Origin of the sequence: Pantoea dispersa, assembly GCF_014155765.1 — a bacterium.
GTDB classification, from domain to species: domain Bacteria; phylum Pseudomonadota; class Gammaproteobacteria; order Enterobacterales; family Enterobacteriaceae; genus Pantoea; species Pantoea dispersa.
In genome coordinates, this window is sequence record NZ_SCKT01000005.1 from 183,021 (window position 1) to 209,179 (window position 26,159).

At 55.8% G+C, this 26,159-nt stretch carries 23 protein-coding genes; 14 read left to right on the forward strand and 9 right to left on the reverse strand.

The features are described from left to right. The first annotated feature begins 211 nt into the window (after positions 1 to 211). The 5 genes from nudF to parE all read left to right on the forward strand — a co-directional run bounded on the left by nudF (position 212) and on the right by parE (position 4,688). Complete coding sequence (gene nudF, locus H7K56_RS15790) at positions 212 to 847, forward strand: ADP-ribose diphosphatase (protein WP_021509612.1); 636 nt, start codon at positions 212 to 214, stop codon at positions 845 to 847. Next, complete coding sequence (locus H7K56_RS15795; RefSeq protein WP_021509611.1) at positions 844 to 1,269, forward strand: DUF1249 family protein; 426 nt, start codon at positions 844 to 846, stop codon at positions 1,267 to 1,269. The genes nudF and H7K56_RS15795 overlap by 4 nt, the downstream gene beginning before the upstream one ends. Positions 1,270 to 1,333: 64 nt before the next feature. Continuing rightward, positions 1,334 to 2,161 (forward strand): 3',5'-cyclic-AMP phosphodiesterase, encoded by an 828-nt coding sequence (gene cpdA, locus H7K56_RS15800; protein WP_150360394.1) that lies wholly within the window; start codon positions 1,334 to 1,336, stop codon positions 2,159 to 2,161. Positions 2,162 to 2,164: 3 nt separating this feature from the next. Further along, a complete protein-coding gene (gene yqiA / locus H7K56_RS15805; protein WP_058771368.1) occupies positions 2,165 to 2,746 on the forward strand; it encodes an esterase YqiA in 582 nt (193 codons plus the stop codon). Between the two features lie 46 nt (positions 2,747 to 2,792). Further along, positions 2,793 to 4,688 carry a DNA topoisomerase IV subunit B gene (gene parE / locus H7K56_RS15810; protein ID WP_021509608.1) on the forward strand — a complete coding sequence of 632 codons (1,896 nt, stop codon included), beginning with the start codon at positions 2,793 to 2,795 and terminating at the stop codon, positions 4,686 to 4,688. 29 nt (positions 4,689 to 4,717) lie between these two features. Here the strand turns inward: parE and H7K56_RS15815 are convergent, their stop codons facing one another. After that, the gene (locus tag H7K56_RS15815; protein ID WP_150360395.1) at positions 4,718 to 6,184 is read right to left on the reverse strand and encodes a tetratricopeptide repeat-containing glycosyltransferase family protein; all 1,467 of its coding nucleotides are present in this window, start codon (positions 6,182 to 6,184) and stop codon (positions 4,718 to 4,720) included. Positions 6,185 to 6,286: 102 nt separating this feature from the next. On the opposite strand from H7K56_RS15815, the gene H7K56_RS15820 reads away from it, so the two are divergent. From H7K56_RS15820 to H7K56_RS15835, 4 genes are all read left to right on the forward strand, one after another. Further along, on the forward strand, positions 6,287 to 7,186 hold the full coding sequence (locus H7K56_RS15820) for a LysR substrate-binding domain-containing protein (protein ID WP_150360396.1): 900 nt from the start codon (positions 6,287 to 6,289) through the stop codon (positions 7,184 to 7,186). 260 nt (positions 7,187 to 7,446) lie between these two features. After that, entirely contained in the window at positions 7,447 to 9,570 is a 2,124-nt protein-coding gene (locus tag H7K56_RS15825; RefSeq protein WP_150360397.1) for an Ig-like domain-containing protein, read from the forward strand. Between the two features lie 182 nt (positions 9,571 to 9,752). Continuing rightward, positions 9,753 to 10,493 carry an OmpA family protein gene (locus H7K56_RS15830; RefSeq protein WP_182689031.1) on the forward strand — a complete coding sequence of 247 codons (741 nt, stop codon included), beginning with the start codon at positions 9,753 to 9,755 and terminating at the stop codon, positions 10,491 to 10,493. Between the two features lie 207 nt (positions 10,494 to 10,700). Continuing rightward, positions 10,701 to 13,841 (forward strand): Ig-like domain-containing protein, encoded by a 3,141-nt coding sequence (locus H7K56_RS15835; RefSeq protein ID WP_150360399.1) that lies wholly within the window; start codon positions 10,701 to 10,703, stop codon positions 13,839 to 13,841. A gap of 71 nt (positions 13,842 to 13,912) precedes the next feature. Here the strand turns inward: H7K56_RS15835 and H7K56_RS15840 are convergent, their stop codons facing one another. Both H7K56_RS15840 and H7K56_RS15845 read right to left on the reverse strand, forming a co-directional pair. Further along, positions 13,913 to 14,221, reverse strand: a complete 309-nt coding sequence (locus tag H7K56_RS15840; protein ID WP_021509602.1) for a putative quinol monooxygenase — start codon at positions 14,219 to 14,221, stop codon at positions 13,913 to 13,915. Between the two features lie 36 nt (positions 14,222 to 14,257). Further along, on the reverse strand, positions 14,258 to 14,839 hold the full coding sequence (locus tag H7K56_RS15845) for an NAD(P)H-dependent oxidoreductase (RefSeq protein WP_150360400.1): 582 nt from the start codon (positions 14,837 to 14,839) through the stop codon (positions 14,258 to 14,260). Positions 14,840 to 15,001: 162 nt separating this feature from the next. Between H7K56_RS15845 and H7K56_RS15850 the strand changes: the two genes are divergently transcribed. Then, complete coding sequence (locus tag H7K56_RS15850) at positions 15,002 to 15,766, forward strand: transporter substrate-binding domain-containing protein (RefSeq protein WP_150360401.1); 765 nt, start codon at positions 15,002 to 15,004, stop codon at positions 15,764 to 15,766. A 169-nt stretch (positions 15,767 to 15,935) separates the two neighbouring features. Here the strand turns inward: H7K56_RS15850 and H7K56_RS15855 are convergent, their stop codons facing one another. The 6 genes from H7K56_RS15855 to H7K56_RS15880 form a co-directional block, all read right to left on the reverse strand. Beyond that, positions 15,936 to 16,799 carry a ketose-bisphosphate aldolase gene (locus H7K56_RS15855; protein ID WP_021509600.1) on the reverse strand — a complete coding sequence of 288 codons (864 nt, stop codon included), beginning with the start codon at positions 16,797 to 16,799 and terminating at the stop codon, positions 15,936 to 15,938. Between the two features lie 109 nt (positions 16,800 to 16,908). Next, positions 16,909 to 17,760 (reverse strand): class II fructose-bisphosphate aldolase, encoded by an 852-nt coding sequence (locus H7K56_RS15860; RefSeq protein WP_150360402.1) that lies wholly within the window; start codon positions 17,758 to 17,760, stop codon positions 16,909 to 16,911. Positions 17,761 to 17,769: 9 nt separating this feature from the next. After that, positions 17,770 to 18,861 (reverse strand): PTS fructose transporter subunit IIC, encoded by a 1,092-nt coding sequence (locus H7K56_RS15865; protein ID WP_150360403.1) that lies wholly within the window; start codon positions 18,859 to 18,861, stop codon positions 17,770 to 17,772. An 11-nt stretch (positions 18,862 to 18,872) separates the two neighbouring features. Then, entirely contained in the window at positions 18,873 to 19,187 is a 315-nt protein-coding gene (locus H7K56_RS15870) for a PTS fructose transporter subunit IIB (protein ID WP_021313325.1), read from the reverse strand. A 23-nt stretch (positions 19,188 to 19,210) separates the two neighbouring features. After that, entirely contained in the window at positions 19,211 to 19,681 is a 471-nt protein-coding gene (locus H7K56_RS15875; RefSeq protein WP_150360404.1) for a PTS sugar transporter subunit IIA, read from the reverse strand. Between the two features lie 17 nt (positions 19,682 to 19,698). Continuing rightward, positions 19,699 to 21,258: a BglG family transcription antiterminator gene (locus tag H7K56_RS15880; protein ID WP_150360405.1), complete on the reverse strand. Its 1,560-nt coding sequence runs from the start codon at positions 21,256 to 21,258 to the stop codon at positions 19,699 to 19,701. Between the two features lie 377 nt (positions 21,259 to 21,635). Between H7K56_RS15880 and H7K56_RS15885 the strand changes: the two genes are divergently transcribed. From H7K56_RS15885 to H7K56_RS15900, 4 genes are all read left to right on the forward strand, one after another. After that, positions 21,636 to 22,310, forward strand: a complete 675-nt coding sequence (locus H7K56_RS15885; RefSeq protein ID WP_150360406.1) for a glycosyltransferase family 25 protein — start codon at positions 21,636 to 21,638, stop codon at positions 22,308 to 22,310. Next, entirely contained in the window at positions 22,307 to 23,026 is a 720-nt protein-coding gene (locus H7K56_RS15890) for a glycosyltransferase family 32 protein (RefSeq protein WP_150360407.1), read from the forward strand. The genes H7K56_RS15885 and H7K56_RS15890 overlap by 4 nt, the downstream gene beginning before the upstream one ends. Positions 23,027 to 23,096: 70 nt before the next feature. Next, positions 23,097 to 25,370 (forward strand): DNA topoisomerase IV subunit A, encoded by a 2,274-nt coding sequence (parC, locus tag H7K56_RS15895; protein ID WP_021509596.1) that lies wholly within the window; start codon positions 23,097 to 23,099, stop codon positions 25,368 to 25,370. 38 nt (positions 25,371 to 25,408) lie between these two features. Then, positions 25,409 to 26,146: a 1-acylglycerol-3-phosphate O-acyltransferase gene (locus H7K56_RS15900; protein ID WP_021509595.1), complete on the forward strand. Its 738-nt coding sequence runs from the start codon at positions 25,409 to 25,411 to the stop codon at positions 26,144 to 26,146. Positions 26,147 to 26,159 lie beyond the last annotated feature (13 nt).

The following is a 26,159-nucleotide window of genomic DNA, read 5'->3' on the forward strand; positions in this document are numbered from 1 at the left end:
GCATTCCTTGTGTTGCAGCAAATGCACAGAGAGTGTGCTGCAGGTAAGCCAAAAAATAATCGCCGATTCTACAGAGGCGGCGTCAGAGATAAGTTGGCTGAACGTGCCTTCTCCCCCTAATTTACGTAAATAATTCAGAAAGAACCACTCGGACGGAGCACAAGGGTTGGCTTTTCTTCGCTCCATCCCAATCTGCATAAGGAACCAGATGATGGCGGGTGAAAAAAAATCCCCTGTGACTTTCACAAAAAACGATGTAGAAATTATTGCACGCGATACTCGCTACGACGGTTTTTTTTCCATCGTCAGTTACCGCTTCCGCCACCGCCGTTTCAATGGCGACATGAGCGGTGAAGTGGTGCGCGAAGTTTTTGAGCGCGGACACGCTGCCGTGCTGCTACCCTATGATCCCCTGCGCGACGAAGTAGTGCTGATCGAACAGATCCGCATTCCGGCCTATGATTCCAGCGCCACGCCCTGGCTGCTGGAGATGGTGGCCGGCATTATTGAACCGGGCGAAACGCCGGAAGATGTGGTGCGTCGTGAAGCGGTCGAAGAGGCTGGCCTCAAGGTTGGCCGCGTCAAACCGATAGTGAATTACTTAGCCAGCCCCGGCGGAACCTCAGAGCGTTTGTCGGTGCTGGTGGGCGAAGTGGATGCCAGCCAGGCAGAGGGAAATCACGGGCTGGAGGAAGAGAATGAGGATATTCTTGTGCATGTGGTAAGCCGCGAACAGGCTTATCGCTGGGTGGAAGAGGGGATTATTGATAACGCGGCATCTGTCATCGCTCTGCAATGGCTGGCGTTGCACCATGAGAAACTAAGAGAAGAGTGGAAGCCAACATGAAACAGCGCTATACCCCTGATTTCCCCGAAATGATGCGTCTGTGCGAAACCAATTTCGCTCAGCTGCGCCGCCTGCTGCCGCGCAGTGACGAGGCAGGTGCGTCGGTGATGTATCAGGTGAACGGCGCCAGTTATCAGCTGACTATTGAAGAGTCGACGCGCTATACCACGCTGGTGGAGATCCGCCAGGTGGCACCCGCAGTGAGCTACTGGAGCCTGCCGTCCATGTCGGTGCGGCTCTACCATGATGCGATGGTGGCTGAAGTGTGTTCCACTCAGCAGATCTATCGCTTCAAAGCGCGCTATGATTATCCTAATAAAAAATTGCATCAGCGCGATGAAAAACATCAGATTAACCAGTTCCTTGCCGACTGGTTGCGGTACTGCCTGGCGCACGGCGCGATGGCCGTGCCGGTGTGCTGATAGCGATACCCTGAATCCGCACGGGTATATAACGCAACGATAGCGTGGAGAGAAAGGAAACGCTTTGGATAGCCTGCTAACTCTTCCTGCGGCAAATGGGTCCGATATCAGGATTTTACAAATTACGGATACCCATCTTTTCGCGGGAAAACATCAATCGCTGCTTGGAGTGAATACCTGGTCGAGTTTTGATGCGGTGCTGGACGCCATCGCGGCGCAACAGCGCGATTACGATCTGATTATCGCCACTGGCGATCTCGCCCAGGATCACACCGTCGAAGCTTATCAGCATTTTGTTGCGGGCATTGCGCGTCTGCCGAAGCCGTGCGTCTGGCTGCCGGGCAATCACGATTTTCAGCCAGCGATGGTGGATACGCTGGCACAGGCCGGCATCGCCGCGGACAAGCATGTGCTGCTCGGCGAGCACTGGCAGCTGGTGCTGCTGGACAGCCAGGTTTTTGGCGTGCCGCACGGCATGCTGAGCGACTATCAGCTGGAGTGGCTGGACCGCACGCTGCGTCAGTTCCCCGATCGCTACACGCTGGTGCTGCTGCACCATCATCCGCTGGCCTGCGGCTGTACCTGGCTTGACCAGCACAGCCTGCGCAATCCGCATCAGCTGGATGCGGTGCTGCAAAACTTCCCGCTGGCGCGCCACCTGGTGTGCGGCCACATTCATCAGGAGCTGGATCTCGACTGGCACGGCCGCCGCGTACTGGCATCGCCTTCGACCTGCGTCCAGTTTAAACCGCACTGCACCAACTTCACCATTGATACCGTGGCGCCCGGCTGGCGCTGGCTGACGCTGCAGGCGGATGGCACGCTGCACACCGAAGTGAATCGTCTGCAGAGCGATCTATTCCGTCCGGATCTGGATTCCGAGGGCTACTAAACCATGGCGGCGCTGATTTATCTGCACGGATTCAACAGCTCACCGCAGTCGGCTAAAGCGACGCAGTTACAGCAGTGGTGTCAGGCGCAGCACCCGCACATTGAGGTGCTGGTGCCGCAGCTGCCGACTTTTCCCGCTGAGGCTGCTGCGCTGCTGGAAGAGTTGGTGATGCAGTATGCCGGGGAACCGCTCGGGCTGGTGGGGTCATCGCTCGGTGGCTATTTTGCCACCTGGCTGTCGCAGTGTTTCATGCTGCCGGCGGTGGTGGTGAATCCGGCGGTGCGGCCGTTTGAACTGCTGGTGGATTATCTGGGTGAAAACCGGAATCCCTACACCGGCCAGCAATATGTGTTAGAGTCTCGCCACATTTACGATCTGAAAGTGATGCAGATTGACCCTCTGGAAGCGCCCGATCTACTCTGGCTGCTGCAACAAACCGGCGATGAAGTGCTCGACTATCGCCAGGCGCTGGATTACTACAGCGCGTGCCGTCAGACGGTAGAAGAGGGCGGCAATCATGCCTATATCGGATTCGAACGCCATTTTGCGCAGATGATTGATTTTCTGGGACTGAATACTCCCTGATGCTGCGGGATGGGCCCATTTTCCTATTGCTAATCAGACTGTTACGATGAGCCAATCTAGCTATAATGCTGACGCCATTGAGGTTTTAACCGGCCTCGAACCGGTACGTCGCCGTCCGGGCATGTACACCGATACCACACGCCCTAACCATCTGGGCCAGGAAGTGATCGATAACAGCGTCGATGAGGCGCTGGCCGGTCACGCCAAACGCGTGGAAGTCATCCTGCACGCCGATCAGTCGCTGGAAGTGATCGATGATGGCCGTGGTATGCCCGTCGATATCCACCCGGAAGAGGGCGTGCCAGCGGTCGAACTGATTCTCTGTCGCCTGCACGCCGGCGGTAAATTCTCCAACAAAAACTACCAGTTCTCCGGCGGCCTGCACGGCGTGGGGATTTCGGTGGTCAATGCCCTGTCGAAGCGTGTGGAAGTCACGGTGCGCCGCAACGGTGAGATTTACCAGATCGCCTTCGAAAACGGCGATAAAGTGCAGGATCTGGCGGTGATTGGTACGGTAGGCAAGCGTAACACCGGCACCAGCGTTCACTTCTGGCCAGACGAAAGCTTCTTCGATAGCCCGCGCTTCTCGGTCTCCCGCCTCAAGCATCTGCTGAAAGCCAAAGCGGTACTGTGCCCGGGCGTCGAAATTGTCTTTAAAGACAAGGTGAACGATACCGAGCAAACCTGGCTGTATCAGGATGGCCTGACGGATTACCTGAGCGAAGCGGTGAACGGCCTGCCAACGCTGCCGGAAAAACCGTTTGTCGGCAGCTTTGCCGGTGATGTGGAGGCGGTCGACTGGGCACTGCTGTGGCTGCCGGAGGGCGGCGAGCTGCTGACCGAAAGCTACGTCAACCTGATCCCAACCATGCAGGGCGGAACGCACGTTAACGGCCTGCGTCAGGGCTTGCTCGACGCGATGCGCGAATTCTGTGAATACCGCAATATTCTGCCGCGCGGCGTGAAGCTGTCGGCGGAGGATATCTGGGATCGCTGCGCCTACGTGCTGTCGGTCAAAATGCAGGATCCGCAGTTTGCCGGACAGACCAAAGAGCGTCTCTCCTCACGCCAGTGCGCGGCGTTTGTCTCGGCGGTAGTGAAAGATGCCTTCAGCCTGTGGCTCAACCAGAACGTGCAGGCCGCCGAAATGCTGGCCGAGCTGGCGATCTCCAGCGCACAGCGCCGTATGCGCGCGGCGAAAAAGGTGGTGCGTAAAAAGCTGACCAGCGGACCGGCGCTGCCGGGCAAGCTGGCCGATTGTACCGCGCAGGATCTGAATAAAACCGAGCTGTTCCTGGTGGAAGGGGATTCTGCGGGCGGCTCCGCCAAACAGGCGCGCGACCGTGAATATCAGGCGATCATGCCGCTGAAAGGCAAGATCCTCAACACCTGGGAAGTGTCGTCGGACGAAGTGCTGGCGTCGCAGGAAGTGCATGATATTTCGGTGGCGATCGGTATCGATCCGGACAGTGAAGATCTCAGCCAGCTGCGCTACGGCAAAATCTGTATCCTCGCGGATGCCGACTCCGACGGCCTGCACATTGCCACGCTGCTGTGCGCGCTGTTTGTAAGGCACTTCCGCTCGCTGGTGCAGCAGGGCCACGTCTATGTGGCGATGCCGCCGCTGTACCGCATCGACCTCGGTAAAGAGGTGTATTACGCGCTCGATGAAGACGAAAAAGAGGGCGTGCTGGAGCAGCTGAAGCGGAAAAAAGGCAAGCCGAACGTGCAGCGCTTTAAAGGTCTGGGTGAGATGAACCCGCTGCAGCTGCGCGAAACCACGCTCGATCCCAACACCCGTCGTCTGGTGCAACTGACGGTCGACGAAGAAGACGTCGAGCAGACGTTACGGATGATGGACATGCTGCTGGCGAAGAAACGCTCGGAAGACCGCCGCAACTGGCTACAGGAAAAAGGCGACCTCGCCGACCTCGAAGTGTGATGCAAACGGGACGCTGCGGCGTCCCTTTTTTATGCCTGTAACTGCTGCTTCACGCGTGCAATCACCGCATCCCAACCTTCATCCTGGCCGCGGATAAACAGCCGCATCTGTGGATACCATGGCGAATCCTGCCGTCCCGCCAGCCAGCGCCAGTCGCGCGCCCACGCTGGCAGTAGTACCCAGCACGGAACGCCCAGCGCCCCCGCCAGATGAATTACCGACGTGTCCACGCCAATCACCAGATCCAGCTGGGCGATCACCGCAGCCGTATCCTGATAATTATTAAAGCGCGCACCTAACGGCAGCAGCTGCGGAAAATCGTCAGTTTCATCTTCGCCCGCGCCTTTCTGCAGGCTGATCCAGCACGTGTTTGGCAGGGAAAACAGTGGGGCCAGTTGCGCCAGATGCGCCAGCGAACGCTGGCTGTCATTCTTGTGCGCGCTGGAACCCTTCCACACAATACCAATTTTGCGTCCGCCAGCGCTGAGCGGCCACTGCGCCTGCTGCGCCGGATCGCTGAAGAGATAAGGAGGCTGCATGCCGAATGGCTGCGGTGAGTCGAGAAAATGCTGCGGTAAATCCAGCAGTGAGCACCAGTAATCTGCGCCTGGCAGTTCGCCATCTTCGCGCGTCAGATAGCGATCAACGCCAGCCAGCGAGGCCATCAGTGGCTGCATTGCATTGCTCCCCAGCATGATCACCTGCGCCGCCTGCTTTTCAGCTTTCACTCGTGCTAAAAAACGACAAAACTGAATTTCATCACCCATGCCCTGTTCAGTACGAACCAGCAAGGTTTTGCCACGCAAATCTTCGCCCTGCCAGTACGGCATCGGCATTGAGGGGAGACTGAAAAAACGGTCCGGATTAGTGGCAACATAGCGTGACTGGTAGTGGCGCCAGCCAGCGGCAAACTTGCCCTGCTGTAGCTCGACCATTGCCAGCGCATTACGGCAGCGATGATCGTCAGGGCGCTGCTGTAAAACCTGTAACATCTGGCGCTCAGCCTCCGCCAGCTCGCCCATGTGCGCCAACACCGTGCTCATACCGTAACGTGCCTCGAGATAATCGGGCTGGATGTGCAGCGCTTGCTGGTACTGTTCCAGCGCCGCATGGTAACAGTGCAGCCGATGCAACAGAATTGCGTAGTTATTATGACAGGCTGCGTAATGTTGATGAGCACGCAGCGCGGCCTGATAACACATTTCCGCCTCAGCATAACGTCCCGCGTCAAAGTGTGTCAGGCCGAGACCATTAAGCAGACCGGCATCCTCTGGCGTCAGCCTGAGGGCGCGCTGATAATAGCGCTGCGCCAGCACCAAATCGCCGCCGCGTCGCGCCAGCCGGGCTGCTTCGTGCAAAAACCAGATATCGTTCGGTACCAGCGTCAGACGGGCGCGAATTTTACGCCAGGCTTCATCCCGTTTGCCCTGCTGCAGTAGCTGGCTTAGTGCCCGCTGCTGACGTATGTCAGCGATAATCCATGGTTTTTGCTGCATTGTGCTATCCTGCCGCTGTTGAAAGTGGAGTAATCTACGACAGCAGCGGTGGGGGCGACGCTAAGACAGGTCTCGAAGTGGCAATACGCTAAGGCAGGAAGAGTGAAAATCACACTGGAAGAGTTACGTGCCTGGGTCGCGGTGGTGGACACCGGTTCCATTACCGCCGCAGCGGAACAGCTGGATCAAACCAGCTCCGGCATCAGCCGGGCGCTGAGCCGCCTCGAAAGCAAACTGCAAACCACGCTGCTGCACCGCACCACGCGTCGCCTGGCGCTGACCGAAGAGGGGCTGATTTTTCTCGATCACGCGCGGCAAATCCTCGCATCGGTGGAGCAGGCCGAAGAGCATATCGCGCAGCGGCGCGACATTCCCTCCGGACGGCTGCGCGTCAACGCCAATACACCGTTTACCCTGCATGTCATCGTGCCGCTGGTTGCTGAATTTTGTGCGCGCTATCCGCAAATTCAGCTGGAGCTGAACACCGATGACATTGTCATCGACCTGCTTGAGCAGCAAACCGATATCGCTATTCGCATTGGTGAACTGCGCGATTCGACGCTGCGTGCCCGCGTGCTGGGCAGCAGCGCGATTCGTCTGCTGGCCAGTCCGGCCTATCTGGAAAAAGCCGGCGCGCCGCAGAGCGTGGAAGATCTGCTGACGCACCAGCTGCTGGGATTCAGCCAGCTGGACGCGCACAATGTCTGGCCGGTATGGCAGCGTGAAGGCGAGTTTTTGCGCATCAAACCCACGCTTTGCGCGTCGAGTGGCGAAACCCTGCGCCAGCTGGCGCTGGCCGGGCAGGGCATTGTGCGGCTATCGGATTTTGTCAGCCGCGAGGATCGCGCCAGCGGTCGGCTGGTACAGGTACTGGAAAATGACACGCGGGAGATGCGCCTGCCGATTCACGCGGTCTATTATCGCAACCAGGCGCTGAGTTCGCGGATTACTTGCTTTCTGGAATTTTTACGCGAACAGATTCTAAAAAACCATTTATTATAGTCCTGTTATAGTTGAAAAACGCCCTCAATCGCTACTGGAGTAACCCAATAAAAATTCATTAATTCAAAAGGTTAGTTGTTTTCTTATCTTCCCCACATATAGTTAAGAATTTTTTGTCTAACGGGACATTTCTTATGTCTCGAAATGATCTCTTTCCGGATTATGTCGCCACTTTGAGCCCACCTGATGTGCAGAGCCAGGGAGATTGCGGCGCTTGCCTGCAAACGCGCAGTCAAATTTAATCGATGGAAGGAAAAATCATGAACGTTTCACCCGTTAGTGTGGCGGTAATCGATAAGAAAACCATAACCAAAGCGGAAGTGCTGCGCGCCGGTAAAGACGGTAAAGCAGTGAAGATTCAGGCAATTACCAATGGTAAATATCTGCTGACGCAGAACCAGGACGGCACCGCGCCTGAAAACATCACTGTTAAACGCGTGGGGAAAAACCTGTTGGTGATGCTGGAAGGCTCAGACGCCAGCAAACCGGATCTGATTATCGAAGATTTCTTCGCTAAATCCGGCATCTTAGCGGGTAAAGCCGAAGACGGCGAAATGCATGCTTACGTTGCAACTGACGGTAATGCCGATCATGAAGCAGCCGCGCTGGCAGACGGCGAAACCACTGCACTGGCGCTGGGTGAAGCCAGCGTTGATGATAATTCCGGCTACGCACTGGCCAGCGGCTTTGAATGGTCGCCCGCGCTGATTGCGCTGGGTGGTCTGGCGGCTATCGCAGCAGCGGCTGGGCTCGGCTATGTTGCGGCGAAGCACCATTACGACAATAACAACGGCAACAACAGCGGCAAAGGTGAAGGCGGCGGCGGTAGCGGCGGCGGCGATATCGGCAAGCCGGTGATCAGCGATATGATTGACGATATTGGTGACGTGACCGGTTCGATTGAGAACGGCGGGCGCACCGATGACACCATGCCTACCTTCAACGGTACTGGTACACCGGGCAACACTATTGAAGTGTGGGATGGTGAGACGCTGCTGGGGAATGTGCTGGTAGATAAATCCGGTAACTGGACTTTTACACCGGAAAAACCGCTGGCGGCAGGCAATCACAGTATTGTCACCGTTGAGCGCAACGCTGAGGGCGTGGTGGGTGAAGAGAGCGATCCGTGGGAATTTATCATCGATCTGACGGCACCGGCCAAAGGTACCATTGGCAGCCTGATGGATGACTCGCAGGATCCGCCAGTACTGATCGAAAAAGGCGGCGTGACAAAAGACAACACGCCAACCCTGACCGGTAAAGCTGAAGCGGGCTCGACGGTAGAAATCTGGAACGACGGCGTTAAGCTGGGCACCGCAAAGGTGGACGCAGAAGGCAACTGGACCTTTACTGCACCGGTGCTGCAGGATGGGCAACACGAATTGAGTATCGTGGTGGTCGATCAGGTGGGTAACAAATCACTGCCATCCGATCCGTTCATCATTGATGTGGATACCGTAGCGCCGGAAAATCCGGGCATTGGCGTCATCAAAGATAGCGAAGGTAATCCGCTGGAAGACGGTTCCACCACAAAAGATCTGCGTCCGACGCTGGAAGGTACCGGTGAAGATGGCGATATCGTGGTCATTATCGACAATGGCAAGCCAATCGGTTCGGTGATTGTAGAAGACGGCAAGTGGACCTTCACGCCGGAAAACAATCTGAAACCGGGTGAGCACGAGCTGGAAATCGTGGTGCGCGATCCGGCCGGTAACGAATCGCCGGCCTCAGAAAAGGTCACCATCGGCTTTGAAGGCGATACGCAAGAGCCGGGCGATCCTGATCCTGTTGAAGGACTGCCCGATCCGGACGTTCCGGTTTCCGGCGTGATTGAGCATATTTTTAAAGACAATAACGACGCTGGCGTGCGTACGCCGATTGAAAACGGTGGTGCGATTAACGATCCGAGCATCATTGTGGCCGGTAAAGGCGTGCCGGGTGAGCTGGTTACCATCTACATCGTCGGTCTGGAAAATCAGTATACGTTCACCACCACCATCGGTGCTGACGGTAAGTGGGAACTGACCACGACGGATCTGGCGGATGATGTCTACCAGCTGCGCGGCGTGTTCTCGAGTGATGGTGAAGTGACCGGTAAAACGGATATTTATGAAGTGGAAGTCGACACCCTTCCACCGCCGCCGCCGGATATTAGTGCGCTTGAACTGGCCAGTCTCGATCTTTCCGTTCTGCTCTCTCTGGACAATCATGAACTGTTCAATGAGGCCGACGATCAGCAGCAGCCAATTAATGCTGAATTACTGCAGCTTAATAATGATGCGCTCAATGACTGGAATAATCAGGAAAGCCAGAGTGGTGTGATGGCTGAAAATAATTCCCAATCAGACGTCCTGCTTTTCCAGAACGAAATGGAACAATTTTAATTTATTTGGAGCATACAGGTGCAATTTATTGCACCTGTGAAACTTAAATGAAGATTGCAAAAAAATTAATTTTAGCTTCACTGGTGTGTGCACCAGTATTCACAACTTTTTCATCCCAGGCGCAAAATACTTTTGGCGCCGCATGGCGTAGTCTATCCCCTGTATCAGCGGAACAGGCGCGTGTGGTTTATTATCGTCCGGCTTCATTGACCGGAGCGGAACCAGCGAATATCTATATCGACGGTGAATTTCAGACATCGTTACTGGCTGGTGGTTATACGGTGTTCTGTGTTGCGCCGGGCCTGCATTCGCTTGGCAGTTATGTTAATGATGCGCCAGATTATCAGGGTAAAAGCGCGCAATCGTGGAGTGATAAACTGGCTGCCGGTAAAACCTACTACATTCGGGCAAACCTCGATGGCAGCGGCCGTCCGCTGGTGGTCAGCCAGGAGCAGGCACAGCAGGAGTTGCTGAGCACCAAACGTCAGGCTCATCTGCTGTCGCGCGCATCGTCAGTGCAGCGCTGTCAGGAAGGGACGACTGAAGCTTATGATAACTATGCGTTTTCATCCGACCTGCTGTTCCGTTTTGGCAGCGCCAACAGCAACGACATTTCCGCACAGGGGCGCGAGGCGCTTGGCAGCTTTGCCAGCATGCTGAAAACGGCAAATGCCGCTCAACGCCACATCATTGTTACCGGCTTTACCGATCCGATTGGCAGCGACAGCAGCAATATGGCGCTCGGCCAGCGTCGCGCTGAGGCGGTGAAAGCGCTGCTGATTGCCCAGGGAATAAATGCAGCAAATATTACCGCACAGAGCATGGGTGAATCTCAGGTCAAAACTAACTGTTCAGGCAGTCTGCAGGAGCTGAAAGCCTGCTATGCCAGCGAGCGCCGGGTTATTGTAAGCGTTGAAAATTAATGATCTGATTTGATTTATTTAACGGATGTTCTCACACCTCATATTGATGAGGTGTGAGAGACTGTGCCTCGATGAATTAATTAAGGGTTTATATAACCTAATCGATTAAGACGTTTCTCGTATTGTCTGAAAGCATAAGCTACGAAATTATCACTGTCTTCGGCTGGAAATCCCGAAACATTATTCAACGTAAAAGGAATATACAACATGGCTAACAACCAAATTAACGCGACTAACGCGCTAGTTGTTTCGACAAAAAACGATTTATATCAATGGATCGATCGTAATGTTAAAGACGCTAACGGCGGCAACCTGGAGCTGATCATCGACGGCAAAGTCCATATGATCCCTATTGATGATAAAGGCAACTGGTCATTCGATCCGAAAGATTCGTGGATGGACGGTAAGCATGTCATTCAGATGGTTACCATCGATAAAGCCACCAACCGCAGCCCTGCATCGCTGTACATTCTTGATGTGGATACCCAGCCACCGGCAAAACCGGAAATCTGGCGCGTGATTGATGACGCAGCGGGTGAGGATCAATACCTGAGCCCAGGTCAGGGTACCGCAGACAAAAGCCCGGCGCTGTCGGGCGTAGCTGAGCCTGGCTCAATTGTTACCCTTTACGACAACGGTAAAGAGATCGGTTCCGTCGTGACAGACAAAATGGGCGCATGGAGCATCACGCCGGAACTGGCCGATGGTGAGCACAAGCTGACCGTGATGGCGAAAGACAGCCTTGGTCATGAGAGTCCAGTTTCTGATGCCTTTAACCTGACCGTGAGTGATGGTGTCGTGACGCGTGCGGTGAATGAAGCTGCGGCAGAAAAGACGGAAGCAGATGCGGAGCCGACAGTTGTCGAAACCACTGAGCTGGTAGGTAAAGATGTTATTTATCGCAATAAAAATGTCATCTCATATAAGGATGCAACGGCAGAAGCTAATTCGCTGGTAATGATCGTTATTGACGGTATTCCTTACAGCGCACGCGCAAATGCCGAGGGTAAGTTCAATTTTGAATCACCTGAGCTGGCAGATGGTTTACATGTTGTACAAGTGCGTTCTGTGGATCGCGCGGGCAACTGGGGGACACCAGTCCAGGTTATTTACAATATCGACACCTCCGCACCGGAAGCGCCGCAGATTATGCGCGTGATCGATAATGAAGGCAGCGCGGATACCTATCTGACGCCAGGCAACTACACCAACGACACAACCCCAACCCTGTACGGTGTTGCCCAGCCGGACAGCGTAGTAAAAATCTACGATATTCGCTCCAACGTGATTGGCAGTGTAAAAGCCGGTGCCGATGGCCGCTGGAGCTTCACGCCGGAACTGACCACCGACGGCACCCACGTGTTTAGCGCCAGCTACACTGACCGCTTCGGCGCCGAGAGCCCACGTTCTGACAACTTTACGCTGTCGCTGGATACCTCCGTACCGGGTACGCCAGAGCTGGCTCAGGTTTACGATGATGAAGGACGCGTTACCGGTCCGCTGAAGTCAGGCGACATTACTGATGACAAAACCCCAACCCTGTCGGGCGTGGCGGATGCGGGCGTGATCGTGCGCGTATGGGACGGCGACAAACTGATTGGCTCTACTGTGGCGAACAATCGCGGCCAGTGGAAACTGGACGTTGAGCTGGATGACGGTGAGCACTCGCTGGTCGTGGATTCCATCAGCAAAGGCGGCACCGTTTCTGAGAAAACCGATCCGTTCAAACTGGTTATCGACAGCAACATCCTGCCGGCACCGGTGGTGGATGAGATGGTCGCCAACAACGGTGATGAAGAGCGTGTGCTGCAGCCAGGCGATTCCACTAACGACACCACGCCAGTCCTGCGCGGTGAAGGCAACGACGGCGACATCATCTACGTGATTGTAGACGGTGAAAAAGAGCCGGTGGCTTCAACTGTCGTTAAAGATGGTAAATGGGAAATTGAATTGCCAGAGCTGGCGGAAGGTTCACACGATATTGAACTGATCGCTAAAGATCCAGTTAGCGGCAAAGAGTCACCGACCTCAGATCCAATCAACGTGATTATCGATATTACGCCACCGGATCAGCCAAAACCACCAACGATTGTCGATAACGAAGGTGACAACACCGGTCCGGTTGAACCAGGTAAGCCCATTGATGACAACCGTCCAGGTTTCGGCGGCGAAGGCGGTACCCCTGGCGACAAAGTGGAAGTCATCATTGATGACGGTAAAGGTAATCCGGTGGTGATTGGTACCGGTATCGTGGGCGAAGACGGCAAGTGGGAAGTGAAACCTGAGAACCCAATCGATGACGGTAACTATCAGGTTATCATCGAGATCACCGATCCGGCCGGCAACGAATCGCAGCCATCCGATCCAATCGATCTGATCATCGACACCAAAAAGCCTGGCTCAATGGAAGGTTCGTACATACTGGAGGATAACGTCGGTCCTATCCAGGGTGAGATCAAAGATGGCACGGTCACCGATGACAAACAGCCAACCCTGAAAGGCACGTCACCGGATCTGTCGCAGGTCATCATCTACATCGACGATCGGGAACCTGTCGTGGTTGATGTTAAGGATGGCAAGTGGAGCTATGAGCTGCCAGAACTGGGCGAGGGCAACCATAAAGTTGAAGTACAGCCAGTGAGCCAGTCCGGTGTGAAAGGCGATAAAGAAGCCGCCATCAACTTTGACGTTGATACCACTAAGCCGGAGCCAGTAGAAGGCGGCGGCAAGGCTAACTTCGAAGGCGTCTTCGCGGATAAAACCGGCAGTGAAATTCCCGTGCGGCCGGACACCAACGATGACACCCTGATCTTCAAAGGTAAGGGCTCAGAAGACGGTACTATCGTGATGATTTGGGGCGATGAAGCGCGTACCCAGCTGATCGGTTCTACCGTGGTAGAAAATGGCGTGTGGCGCTATGAGTCAGACAAACTGGCAGAAGGTGATTATGCCTTTAACGTCACGGTTCGCGATACAGCCGGAAACGAACTGGTCATCGACCATACCGTTAAGACCAACGTCGACGTCACCCCGCCGCCGCCGCCAGAGATCAACTCGATCTTCGCTGCGGGTGCCACTGATGTTGAAGGGCTGATGAGCATGTCGCTCAACGACATCATTGCGCAGGGCCAGGACACTCTGTTCATCGACAACGGCAAGTCACAGCTGGTAGTGAACGCTAAACAGGGCGAGGCGCTGACGCTGGAAGACATCCTGCCAGCCGGTGAAGATGCCAGCTCCTGGCAGCAGGCGACCGGTACCGTCACCGTCGGCGGCACCGAGTACAACGTCTACAGCAACGGTGATGCGGAACTGCTGGTGCAGAACCTGCATAACGAACAGCACTGATCATTGATTAGCTGCTAAACAAAAGCCCCGGTCGCAAAACCGGGGCTTTTTTTATGCCTGCAGCGGAAAAATCAGGCGGTCGGTTCCAGCACCAGAATTTTCACGTCCACCACGTCATCTTTGATGGTGGCGCGGTGCGCATCCATGTGCGGCATCTGCTGATGCTGCTCCAGATGGCGCAGCGATTCCCACTGCTCAAGCATAAAGATCGAGTCTGGCGAGTTCTGCTTCCACGGCACCTGTGCCTGGTGATCGACCAGCGCATCGTACTGATGGCAACCCTCTTCTTCCAGAACGACAGGGATCAGTTTATTAATCGCCTCCAGTACCTGCTGACGGCGGCCCGGCTTAACGCAAATTTCTGCAACCACAGTTAACATAACGCTTCCTTCTGTTTTTTCCCGGTGTGCTTACAGTTAAGCAAAGATCTGGCTGAGATGAGTCCGATAACGTGCGATATCACGCGGCACGTCAGGCTGTTTAATCACGTCGTTACAGATAAAGGTCGGCAGACTTTCCATACCGAGGAACTGATTGGCTTTATGGAAGTGCAGGTACAGGCCGTCCACACCGACGCCTTCAAAGAACTGGTCGGGATCGGTAAAGGCTTCCAGCGGCGCGTTCCAGGTCAGCGACAGCATGTATTTTTTGCCCTGAATCAGGCCGCCGGAACCGTATTTTTTGCTGGCATCGCTGCGCGAACGGCCATCGCTGGCGTACAGTGCGCCGTGGCCCTGAGTAAACACCTCATCGATGTACTTTTTCACCGTCCACGGCTCGCCCATCCACCAGCCCGGCATCTGATAAATCACCACGTCGCTGTCGAGGTATTTCTGTACTTCGTCTGCCACGTTGTAGTCGCTATCGGCAACGGTCACCTGAACCTCATGGCCCAGATCGCGCAGCTGGCTGGCCGCCACCTCGGTCAGGGTATGGTTCAGTTCGCCTTTGGAATGGGCAAAGGTCTTGCCGCCGTCAATAATCAAAATCTTGCTCATGGATAATTCGCTCCGTTTCTCGTAGATGCCGCCCACTCTACGCGCGCGCGCGGGGCAAAAAAATGCGTGATTGATCACAAGACTTTTGCTCTTAAAGCAATAATGCCGTCACTTATGCAACAATCCGCACGCAAACCAACATCCACTTAAAAAGAACACACCATGAAAACTGTGATACTGAGTGCTTTACTTCTGGTGGCCGGCGCGGCTCAGGCGCAATCCCACCTTGATGATGTTCGCCAGAGCAAAATCCTGAAGGTCTGCACCACCGGCGATTACAAGCCTTACACCTTTTTGCGCAGCGACGGCCAGTATGAAGGGCTGGACATCAGCATGGCGCAGTCGCTGGCCGCCAGCCTCGGCGCAAAAGTAGAGTGGGTGCCAACCACGTGGAAAACCCTGAGTGAGGATTTCGTGGCGAAACAGTGTGATATCGCGCTGGGCGGTGTCTCCGTGACGCTAAAACGGCAGCAGATCGCCTGGTTCGCGCAGCCGCTGGGCGTCGATGGCAAGATTCCGCTGGTGCGCTGTGCGGATAAAGCGAAGTACCAGACGGTTGAGCAGATCAACCAGCCGCAGGTGCGGGTAATCGAGCCGGCTGGTGGCACCAACGAAGCGTTTGTGCACAGTCATCTGCCGCAGGCCAGCCTGCAGCTGGCGGAAAACACCGGGATTTTCCAGCAGCTGGTAGATAACAAAGCCGACGTGATGATCACCGATGCTTCCGAAGCGCTGTTCCAGCAGCAGCACTATCCGTCGCTGTGCGCCATTAATCCACAGCAGCCGATGCAGTATGGCGAGAAGGCTTACATGATTCCGCGTGATGACATGAGCTGGAAGCTGTATGTTGATCAGTGGCTGCACCTCAGCACCGCCACCGGCGAATATGCGCAGATCGCCAGACAGTGGCTGGGGGTGGTGAAGTAATCGTTAGCGATAAATCGTATTGCGACAGGCGTTACCGTCCCGTAGCGGCGCAATTTATTGCGCAATCAGCAGCAGTGCGGCGGGTGAATACGTGTGATCAATCGCGCCGCTACGGCATGTGCAACTGACATCCTGCACTTGCGTAGCGGCCCTATTTATTATTTTGAAATCAACGATACAACCCGGCTTTACCCAGCCCGCCAAACAGATTCATCTTGTAGCGAATCACCGCTTTCGCGGCGGCGATGGCGTCCGGATAAATCACATTCGGATCCCACCAGCTCTCCCGCGCGAGGATCTCGCGCAGTCTGGCGAAATAGGCAAACTTCATGTCGCTGGAGATATTGATCTTGCCCACGCCCAGCGTCACCGCCTCGGCAATCTCCGCGTCCGGATTGGCCGAACCGCCGTGCAGCACCAGCGGAATATCTACGCGCTGGGAGATATCCTTCAGAATGTGCATCTGCAGCTCCGGTTTCATATCTTTGGGATAGATACCGTGCGCGGTGCCAATCGCCACCGCCAGCGTATCGACGCCGGTGCGCTGCACAAAATCTTCCGCCTGCGCCGGTTCGGTGTAAATCACCTTGCTCACGCCGCCTTCCACCGTAGTGCCGGTATCGCCGATGGTGCCGAGTTCGCCTTCCACCGACACACCAACCGCGTGCGCCAGCTTCACCACCTCTTTGGTCAGCGCCACATTCTCTTCGTACGGCAGCAGCGAGCCGTCAATCATCACCGAGGTAAAGCCGCACTGAATAGCGCGCAGCACCTGCGCAATTGAAGCGCCGTGATCGAGGTGAATGGTAAACGGCACGCGGCTTTTTAAGGTGCGTTCGCGCACGTAACCAAAAAATTCATCGGTGACAAATTCCAGTTCGCTCGGATGGATAGAAATAATGGCGGGCGTGTTGGTGGCTTCGGCTTCTTCCACCACGGCACGGATAAAGCAGCTGTCAGCGACGTTAAATGCGCCGATGGCGAAGCGATGTTCACGGGTCGGGGCCAGCATCTCTTTCATTGAAATCAACATGTTTATGTTTCCTTAGCGTGAGTTTTACCAGAGCCGGCGCACGCGCCGGCCCGATGAGGGATAAAAAGAAACAGTTGGAAATTGCGCCGCGATCGGAGCGTGCGCGCCGTCAGTAGCGGTTTGCCGACCCTGACCAGCTCAGATATTCAATAACCACTTCGCGACAGGCGGACTCCATCAGCGCCAGAACATCGGCCAGCTCGGCCTGCGGATGCTGGCGCAGCACCTGCTGCACCGCGTGCTTACCGGCGTCGAACACCGCAGCGCCGACGTTGATCTTGGCGACGCCACAGGCGCTGACGCGGCGTATATCCTCGGCCGGGGTGCCCGAGCCGCCGTGCAGTGCCAGCGGCCGCGTCGTCACCGCGTGCAGCTGCTGCAGCCGTTCGAAGTCGATCTTCGGCTTTACGCCTGGCGGATAAAGCCCGTGCGCGGTACCGACCGAAATCGCCAGCAGGTCGATGCCGGTCTGCTCAATAAACGGCAGCACGTCTTCCACCCGGGTCATTTTCACGGCGGCATCGGCCAGTTCATATTTGGGCGCATCGGCGATATGCCCCAGTTCGCCTTCAACGCACACGTCAGCGGTATGCGCCATCTTCACTACCGCTGCGGTCTGACGAATATTGTCCGCCAGCGGCTCGGCCGATGCGTCAATCATCAGACCGGTAAAGCCGGCGCGAAACGCCTGACCAATCAGCGGAAAAGCTTTGCCGTGGTCGAGCGCCAGCGCTACCGGCACCGCGGCCTGAGCCGCCAGCGCCTGTACCAGCGCCACCGCCACCGCCGGCGGAAAATGCGCGCTGTGTCCCTGATACACGTTGAGAATCAGCGGCGCGCGTTGCTGTTCAGCCGCCTGAATCGCCGCGCGGGCGGTTTCGAGGTTGAAGCAGTTGATCGCCAGCACCGCGTACTTGTGCTGGAAGGCGGCCTGAATCAGGTCATTCATCATGGCAAACATGCGGGCTCCTTATTCCAGAGTGAATTTGATCTCTTCATCGCGGACGCCGGGTGCTTCCACGTCATCGAACTCTTCATCCTGCTGCGTGACCGGTTTTTTCATCACCGACAGCATCACGCCGCACACCACGGTGCCGATGCCGAGCGCCAGGCAGAACAGCCACGGTTTGGTGAACAGCGGCACCACGAACATGCCACCGTGCGGCACCGGCGCTTCCACGCCCCACACCATAATCAGTCCGCCGGCCAGTGCTGAGGCCACCACGCAGCTGGCCACCACGCGCAGCAGGTCGCGTGCCGCCATCGGAATCACACCTTCGGTAATCATGCAGATGCCCATCGGGAAAGCGGCTTTCAGCGCTTCTTTCTCCGCTTTGGTGTACTTGTGGCGCGTCAGCAGATACGAGAGGGTGATGCCGAACGGCGGAATGATGGAGCCGACAAACTTCACCGCTTCCGGACCGTAAATGCCATCGACCAGCATGCCGTCGGCGAACAGCGACATGGTTTTATTGATCGGCCCGCCAAAGTCGAAGGTAGCCATCGCGCCGAGGATGGCGCCCATCACGAATTTGGAACCGCCCTGCATGGACTCCAGCAGATGAATCAGCGTCTTTTGCAGCCAGACGATGGGCTGGCCGATAAAGGTCATCATCAGCAGCCCGGCGATGATGGTGCTGAGCAGCGGCAGCACCATGATCGGCATCAGCCCCTGCATCGACTGCGGCAGCCTGATCACCCGGCGCAGCAGCAGCACGGTGTAGCCAACGAGGAAACCGCCCAGAATGCCGCCGATAAAGCCGGTGCCAATCTGGCCGCAGATGAAGCCGACGATCAGGCCGGGCGCAAAGCCGGGACGATCGGCAATGGAGTAGGCGATGGCGGCGCTGATCAGCGGCACAATCAGCCCCATGCCCCAGCCGCCGATCTGGTTCAGCATCCACGCAATGCTGCCGGTCTGCTTGCCGACGTCCGACCCGCCAATCACCTGGCCGAGCGCGATGCAGATGCCGGCGGCGACGATCAGCGGGATCATCCATGAGATGCCGGTGAGCAGATGGCCTTTGATCTCCTGGCCGTACTGACGTTTGTGATCGCTCATGATCGATCTCCTCAGGCGCGCGCCAGTGAATCCGCCACTTTTTCGAGGAATTTCACCGGTGACTTGATCACCACTTCGGTTTTCACTCGCACGATGGGTTTGCCCTGAAAGCGCTCTTCGCCGTTGATCTTGACGTCAACCGCAAGGATCACCACGTCAGCGGCGTCGATCTGCTCGCGCGTCAGCGGCGTTTCAGTGCCGATGGTGCCCTGGGTTTCAACGTGGATGGTGTGGCCCAGCGCGTGAGCCCCCTTAATCAGTTTTTCGCGCGCAATGTAGGTATGCGCGATGCCTGCGGTGCAGGCCGCTACACAGACGATATTCATGTGGCACCTCAAGGTGTTGGGTGTTAACAGAGGTCGGTTTCGGCGTACTGACTAAACAGCCGGATGATATTGCCGGGGTCATTCTCCGCCAGCAGTCGGGCTATCACCTCATCATCGGCCAGCGCGCTGGCCACCTGCGACAACAGGCGAATATGGGTGGTGTTCTGATCTTCCAGCCGCACGGCGAACAGGATGATGCAGCGCACCTGGCTGCCATCCAGCGTTTCCCACGGAATGTCCTGCTGGGTGCGGCCAATGGCGAGCGTGGTTTGCTTTACCGCCGACGATTTGCCGTGCGGAATCGCGATATGGTTTTCGAAGCCGGTCGAGCCTTCCGCTTCACGCAGCCAGACATCGGCAATAAACGCGGCGCGATCGCTGATGGCGCCGTCGCTCACCAGCAGATCGGTGAGTTCGTTGATCGCCTCTTCTTTAGTGGTGGCGCTAAGCGCCAGGTTAACGCGGCGCGGCGTCAGAATGCGGGAAATGTCCATGGTTGCTCCTCATTCAATCAGTGTGCGGCCAACGCGCAGGGCGTGCCGTTGGGCAGCTGGCTGCCAATCATGGCGTCAGTGACCCGCCGGATATCGTCATCATTAAAAAAGGCGCTGACATACACGGCCGGAATGGCACCGGCGTCGAGGTGGATGGTGGTAATCACCAAATCCACCGCGTGGTGCTGACAAAACGCCGCCTGATTGCTGGCTGACACCACGCCGGCAATTTCCCAGTCCGGAAAGGCGCGTAATATGCGGCTCTTGAGCAGGTGCGAGGTACCCACGCCGCTGGAGCACACCACCAGGATGCGTTTGTGGGCGATCTGCCGCTCCAGTGCCGCCTGGAAATGAACGCACAGATAACCAATTTCATCCTCAGCCACCGGCGACAGGGCGAAGATGCGCGCGGTCAGTTGCATTGCCTGCTGAGTCAGCGAAAATATCTCTTTCATTTCCTGTTTAATATCATCCAGTAGCGGATTGCGAATATGAATGTGATATTTAAGCCGGTTTAATAATGGCTTTATATGCACCAGTAAACCGTCAAATAATAAACGGTCCTGAGATAAGTCCTGCTGAATAAACGCCGAGAAACGATCAATTAATTCGCAGGTTATTTTAACCGACTCGGCAGTGGAAAATTGATTATGCAGCGTCACCTGATCGCCACGCTCTTCCACCACAATGCCGGAGGAGACGATATATTGATAAATAAAACCGACTTCATCGGCCGGCAATGCACAGCCGATGCGCTGCTCAATGCGCGCCACCATCTGCCGGGCAATGGTGAGAATCGACTGATCCAGATCGTGCGCGGTGGTGAGAATGTCCAGCGCCAGCGCGTTGCCCTGCGCCATGCGGTGCATCATGATCAGGATGTGCGTGCACAGATTGAGATACCAGGCATCGCCCAGCGGATAACTCAGCTGCTGCTCCATCTGTTGCAGCAGCGTCTGCACAAAGGCCACATCCTCTTCGCCAAAATAGTGCACCAGCGCCTGCTGGCTGCCGGGATCGAGCCGCGGCAGCAACGGCGTACCGGCGACCTGTTGCTGCATCACATCGTTGATCAGCGACACCATCGCCTGACGCAGCGCCTGCTCATGGCCCTCTATGTGCGTGCCGCCCGGACCGCGCTGCAGCGTTAATCCCAGCGGCTGCAACCACTCTTCAATCACCTTCAGGTCGTTCACAATCGAGGCGTGGCTGATAAAGTAGCGCTCGGACAGCTTGCTGATTGACGTAGCACGCGGCGCATCGCTCAGTAGCTGGGAGGCGATTTTTATCCGCCGGCTGTTATGACTGAGCGCGTCGCCGGCCTCGTCGCCGTTCAGCTGCTGCTCCAGCTGCAAACGCTGCTGCATATCCTCAACCCGCAGCCGCACACCGCGGCCAGGGGTTTTCTCCAGCGTCAGCGCCCAGTTGCTGAGCCAGCTCTCCAGCCACTGCAGGTCGCGCTGAATGGTCTTTCCGGAGACACCGAGCTGTAACGCCAGCTGACCAATCGGCTGCGGCGCCGCCTGTTGCAACAGCAATTTCACTAACCGGTGTTGTCGCGAAGTCAGTATTTGCATTCGGTCACCCTTTATTTTGGTAAAACCTAATGGGATTTTTCCTTGTGGCATTTATTTCATTGCCAGCAAGCCGTCGCGAAAAAGGTGTGTCGTATGGAGTATGAATTTAGGAAAGGATGGCGGCAGCAACAATACTAAATGTTGTCCCGTCAGGCGGACAGCATTAATACACCGGGAACCAAAGAGCTAAAGTGATCACACTAAGATGCGGAGGTAAGGTTATTTACGTGATGCTGTTCACACTCTTTGGCTATTTTAAATTACAAACAATGTTAAACCAGTCGTTATCTTTCTGCGGTTTGTTCGCTGACTGATTTAAGTTTTTTCGGATTATAGCCGCCACATAAGGCAATCATCGTTATCAGGGGCTGGCATCTATGGTGCTTAACTGGGATCTTATCGACAAAATCGTTTACATCAATCTCAAAGAACGTACCGTTCGCAGAAGCAGTATTGAGCAGCAACTCAGAAAACTTGCGGTGCCGGAAAACAAGATCTTCAGGTTTGAAGCGAAGCGCCACCTGCTGGGTCACGTTGGTTGTGCGCAATCTCATCTGGCGGTACTGGAGCATGCTATCACTCAGAATTGGGGCCATGTGCTGATTTTAGAAGATGACATGTATTTTAATCATGATGCTGCAAGCAAGGCTGCCCTGGCATACACCTTCGATGTGTTGCCCTCCCTGCAATGGGATGTCACCTTACTGAGCGCGAATTATTCCCGTGTTATTCCTTTTAAAAGCACAACCAGTCTGATTAAGCCGCTGCAAGCCTGGTGCGCCTGTGCTTATCTGGTAAACAAAAATTATTTACCAGAATTACGAGACAACGTGGCTGAATCGGTGGAGCGCTTGTTACAGGGCGGCGCAAAGCATCAATTTGCTGTAGATGTGCACTGGATGCAGCTAATGCAGCGTGGTCGCTGGCTGGGTATGTATCCCGTTGTGGGTCATCAGCTGCCGGGCAATTCAGATATTGAAGGCCAGTTTAGAAATTATAAATCCCTATTTTATAAGGATATTACTGAAATAAGAGCGGAGCCGCAGCAATGAAAATGCCCAAAATCATGCACATCGTGTGGGTAGGAAATGAATCCCGCATGCCACGTGAAATGATTGAAAGCTGGAGAAGCTTTAATCCGGACTGGAAGGTAAAAGTCTGGGGTAATTCAGAAGTTAAAAGTACACGCTGGATTAACCACAAGCATCTCCACACTATGCTTAAAGCCCGCTATTACTGCGGCGCAGCAGATATCATGCGCTATGAGATTTTGTTCCGGCAGGGCGGTTTTGCTCTTGATGCGGACAGCTTTTGTCTGCGGCCGCTTGAAGATTGGCTATTTGATAGTCAGATATGTGCCAGTATGGAAAACGAACGCGCCAGGCCTGGCATGATCGCTAATGGCTATCTGGCGGCAGAAGCACAAGCGGCGTTACTGGCCGAAATCATCATGGCTATCGGGGCAAAAGAAGATGTTCTTGCCGACCAGCCGTGGAAAATGACCGGGCCGCAACTGCTAACCGATACTATCAACCGTCTGCGTTATAACAATCTCACGTTATGGCCAAGCCACTATTTTATCCCGCGCCATTTCTCCGGCGAAGAGTATTTAGGCAGCGGCCATGTTTTTGGTCACCAGGTGTGGGGAACCACTTACAAAATTAATGATGTACTTTCTGCAACTTACGCGCAGCACCAGGCCATAATTCAGGAAAAAGAATGGTACCGCAAGTTAACCGGCTTCCCTGTGACTAAATCCCGCGAATAAGGTACTATCCTCGCCAAATGACCGCCGGATGACCCGCCGTTGCGGGCCACGAAGTGAGGATGCCAGCTTAATGAGTGAAATGACACAGGATGGCGCAGAGCGTCTTGCCCTGCACAAGTTTACTGAAAACGCGTACCTGAACTACTCCATGTACGTGATCATGGACCGTGCGCTGCCGTACATCGGTGACGGTCTCAAGCCGGTGCAGCGCCGCATTGTTTATGCCATGTCCGAGCTGGGGCTTAACGCCAGCGCAAAATTCAAGAAATCGGCGCGTACCGTGGGTGACGTGCTGGGTAAATACCATCCGCACGGCGACAGCGCCTGCTATGAAGCCATGGTGCTGATGGCGCAGCCGTTCTCCTACCGTTATCCGCTGGTGGATGGTCAGGGCAACTGGGGTGCGCCGGACGATCCAAAATCCTTTGCCGCGATGCGTTACACCGAATCGCGCCTGTCGAAATATGCCGAAGTGCTGCTCAGCGAACTGGGGCAGGGCACGGTGGATTACATCCCGAACTTCGACGGCACGCTGCAGGAGCCGAAAATGCTGCCGGCGCGCCTGCCGAACATTCTGCTCAACGGCACCACCGGCATCGCCGTGGGTATGGCGACCGACATTCCGCCGCACAACCTGCGCGAAGTGGCCGAAGCCGCGGTGCGCCTGATCGACAAACCCAACACCACGCTGGATGAGCTGCTGGAGATCGTGCAGGGGCCGGACTTCCCGACCGAAGCCGAGATCATCACGCCACGCGACGAGATCCGCAAGATCTACCAGAACGGCCGTGGTTCAATCCGCCAGCGTGCGGTGTGGAAAAAAGAGGATGGCGAGGTGGTGATCACCGCGCTGCCGCACCAGGTGTCAGGCGCGCGCGTGCTGGAGCAGATCGCCAGCCAGATGCGCAATAAAAAGCTGCCGATGGTGGAGGATCTGCGCGATGAATCGGATCACGAAAACCCGACGCGGCTGGTGATTGTGCCGCGCTCCAATCGGGTGGATCTCGATCAGGTAATGAACCACCTGTTTGCCACCACCGATCTGGAGAAGAGCTACCGCGTTAACCTCAACATGATCGGGCTGGATAACCGTCCGGCGGTGAAAAACCTGCTGGAGATCCTCTCGGAATGGCTGGTGTACCGCCGCGATACCGTGACACGCCGTCTCAATCATCGCCTGGAACGCGTGCTGCGTCGTCTGCATATCCTCGAAGGTTTGCTGGTGGCGTTCCTTAATATTGATGAGGTGATTCACATCATCCGCAGCGAGGATGAGCCGAAGCCGGTACTGATGTCGCGCTTTGACATCAGCGAAACCCAGGCCGAAGCGATTCTGGAACTGAAACTGCGCCATCTCGCCAAACTGGAAGAGATGAAGATTCGCGGTGAACAGGCCGAGCTGGAAAAAGAGCGCGATCAGCTGCAGGCGATCCTCGCCTCCGATCGCAAAATGAGTAACCTGCTGAAGAAAGAACTGCTGGCCGATAGCCAGACCTACGGCGACGATCGCCGTTCACCGCTGCACGAACGTGAAGAAGCGAAAGCGCTGAGCGAGAACGAGCTGGTGAGCGCTGAGCCGGTCACCATTGTGCTGTCGCAGATGGGCTGGGTGCGCAGCGCCAAAGGTCACGATATCGATCCGGCAGGATTAAGCTACAAAGCGGGCGACAGCTACCGTGCCGCCGCGCGCGGCAAGAGCAACCAGCCGGTGGCGTTTATTGACTCCACCGGCCGCAGCTATACGCTGGATCCGACCTCGCTGCCGTCGGCACGCGGGCAGGGTGAGCCGCTCACCGGCAAGCTGACGCCACCGCCAGGTGCGGTGATTGAGCAGGTGCTGATGGAAGCGGACGATCAGAAGCTGCTGATGGCCTCCGATGCCGGCTACGGCTTCATCTGTACCTTTGCCGATCTGGTGTCGCGCAACCGCGCCGGTAAAGCGCTGCTGACGTTGCCTGAAAACGCCAAAGTGATGACGCCGCTGGCGGTGCACTCTGGCGACGACATGCTGCTGGCCATCACCCAGGCGGGGCGGATGCTGATGTTCCCGGTGGCCGATCTGCCGCAGATGTCGAAAGGCAAGGGCAACAAGATTATCTCGATTCCGTCCGCGGACGCCGCCGCGGGCGTGGACAAGCTGCAGTGGCTGCTGATTCTGCCGCCGGGCAGTTCCATCACTATCTATGTCGGCAAGCGTAAGCTGATCATGCGTGATGAAGATCTGCAGAAAGTGCGTGCTGAGCGCGGCCGTCGCGGTAGCGTATCGCGCGGACTGCAGCGGATCGATAGCGTGGAAGTGAATGCGCCAGCGCGGCCAAAAAGTGACGCGAATAGCGAAGAGTAAGACTGAAAAGGCGAAGGACTGCCACATTTGAGGAAGCTATGTTACTAATTTTACGCACGTTGATCGTTGTGATTTATTCGATTCTGGTTTGTATATTTGGCAGCATCTGGTGTCTGTTTTCACCGCGTAATCCGCGCCACGTGGCGACCTTTGGTCACATGTTTGGTCGTCTGTCGACGGTGTTTGGCGTCAAAGTCGAACTGCGTAAACCGGCGGATGCCGAAAGCTACGGTAACGCGATTTACATCGCTAACCATCAGAACAACTACGACATGATCACCGCCGCCAATATCGTGCAGCCGACCACGGTCACGGTTGGCAAGAAAAGCCTGCTGTGGATCCCGTTCTTTGGCCAGCTCTACTGGCTGACCGGTAACCTGCTGATCGACCGCGATAACCGCGCCAAAGCGCACGGCACCATCGGCGAGCTGGTGGCGCAGTTTAAAAAGAAGAAAATTTCCTTCTGGATGTTCCCGGAAGGGACGCGCAGCCGCGGACGCGGTCTGCTGCCGTTCAAGACCGGCGCGTTCCATGCGGCGGTGGCGGCGGGCGTGCCGATCATCCCGGTGGTGGTCTCTAACACCCACGGCAAAATCAAACTGAATCGCTGGAACAATGGCTTAGTGATCGTGGAAATGCTGCCGCCAGTGGATACCACGCAGTTTGAAACCACGTCGGTACGTAAGCTGGCGACCCACTGCCGTGAATTAATGTCTGCTAAGCTGGAAGAGTTGAACGCTGAAGTCGCCGAACGCGAAAAAAACGGTAAAATCTAGCCGGCAAAAAATG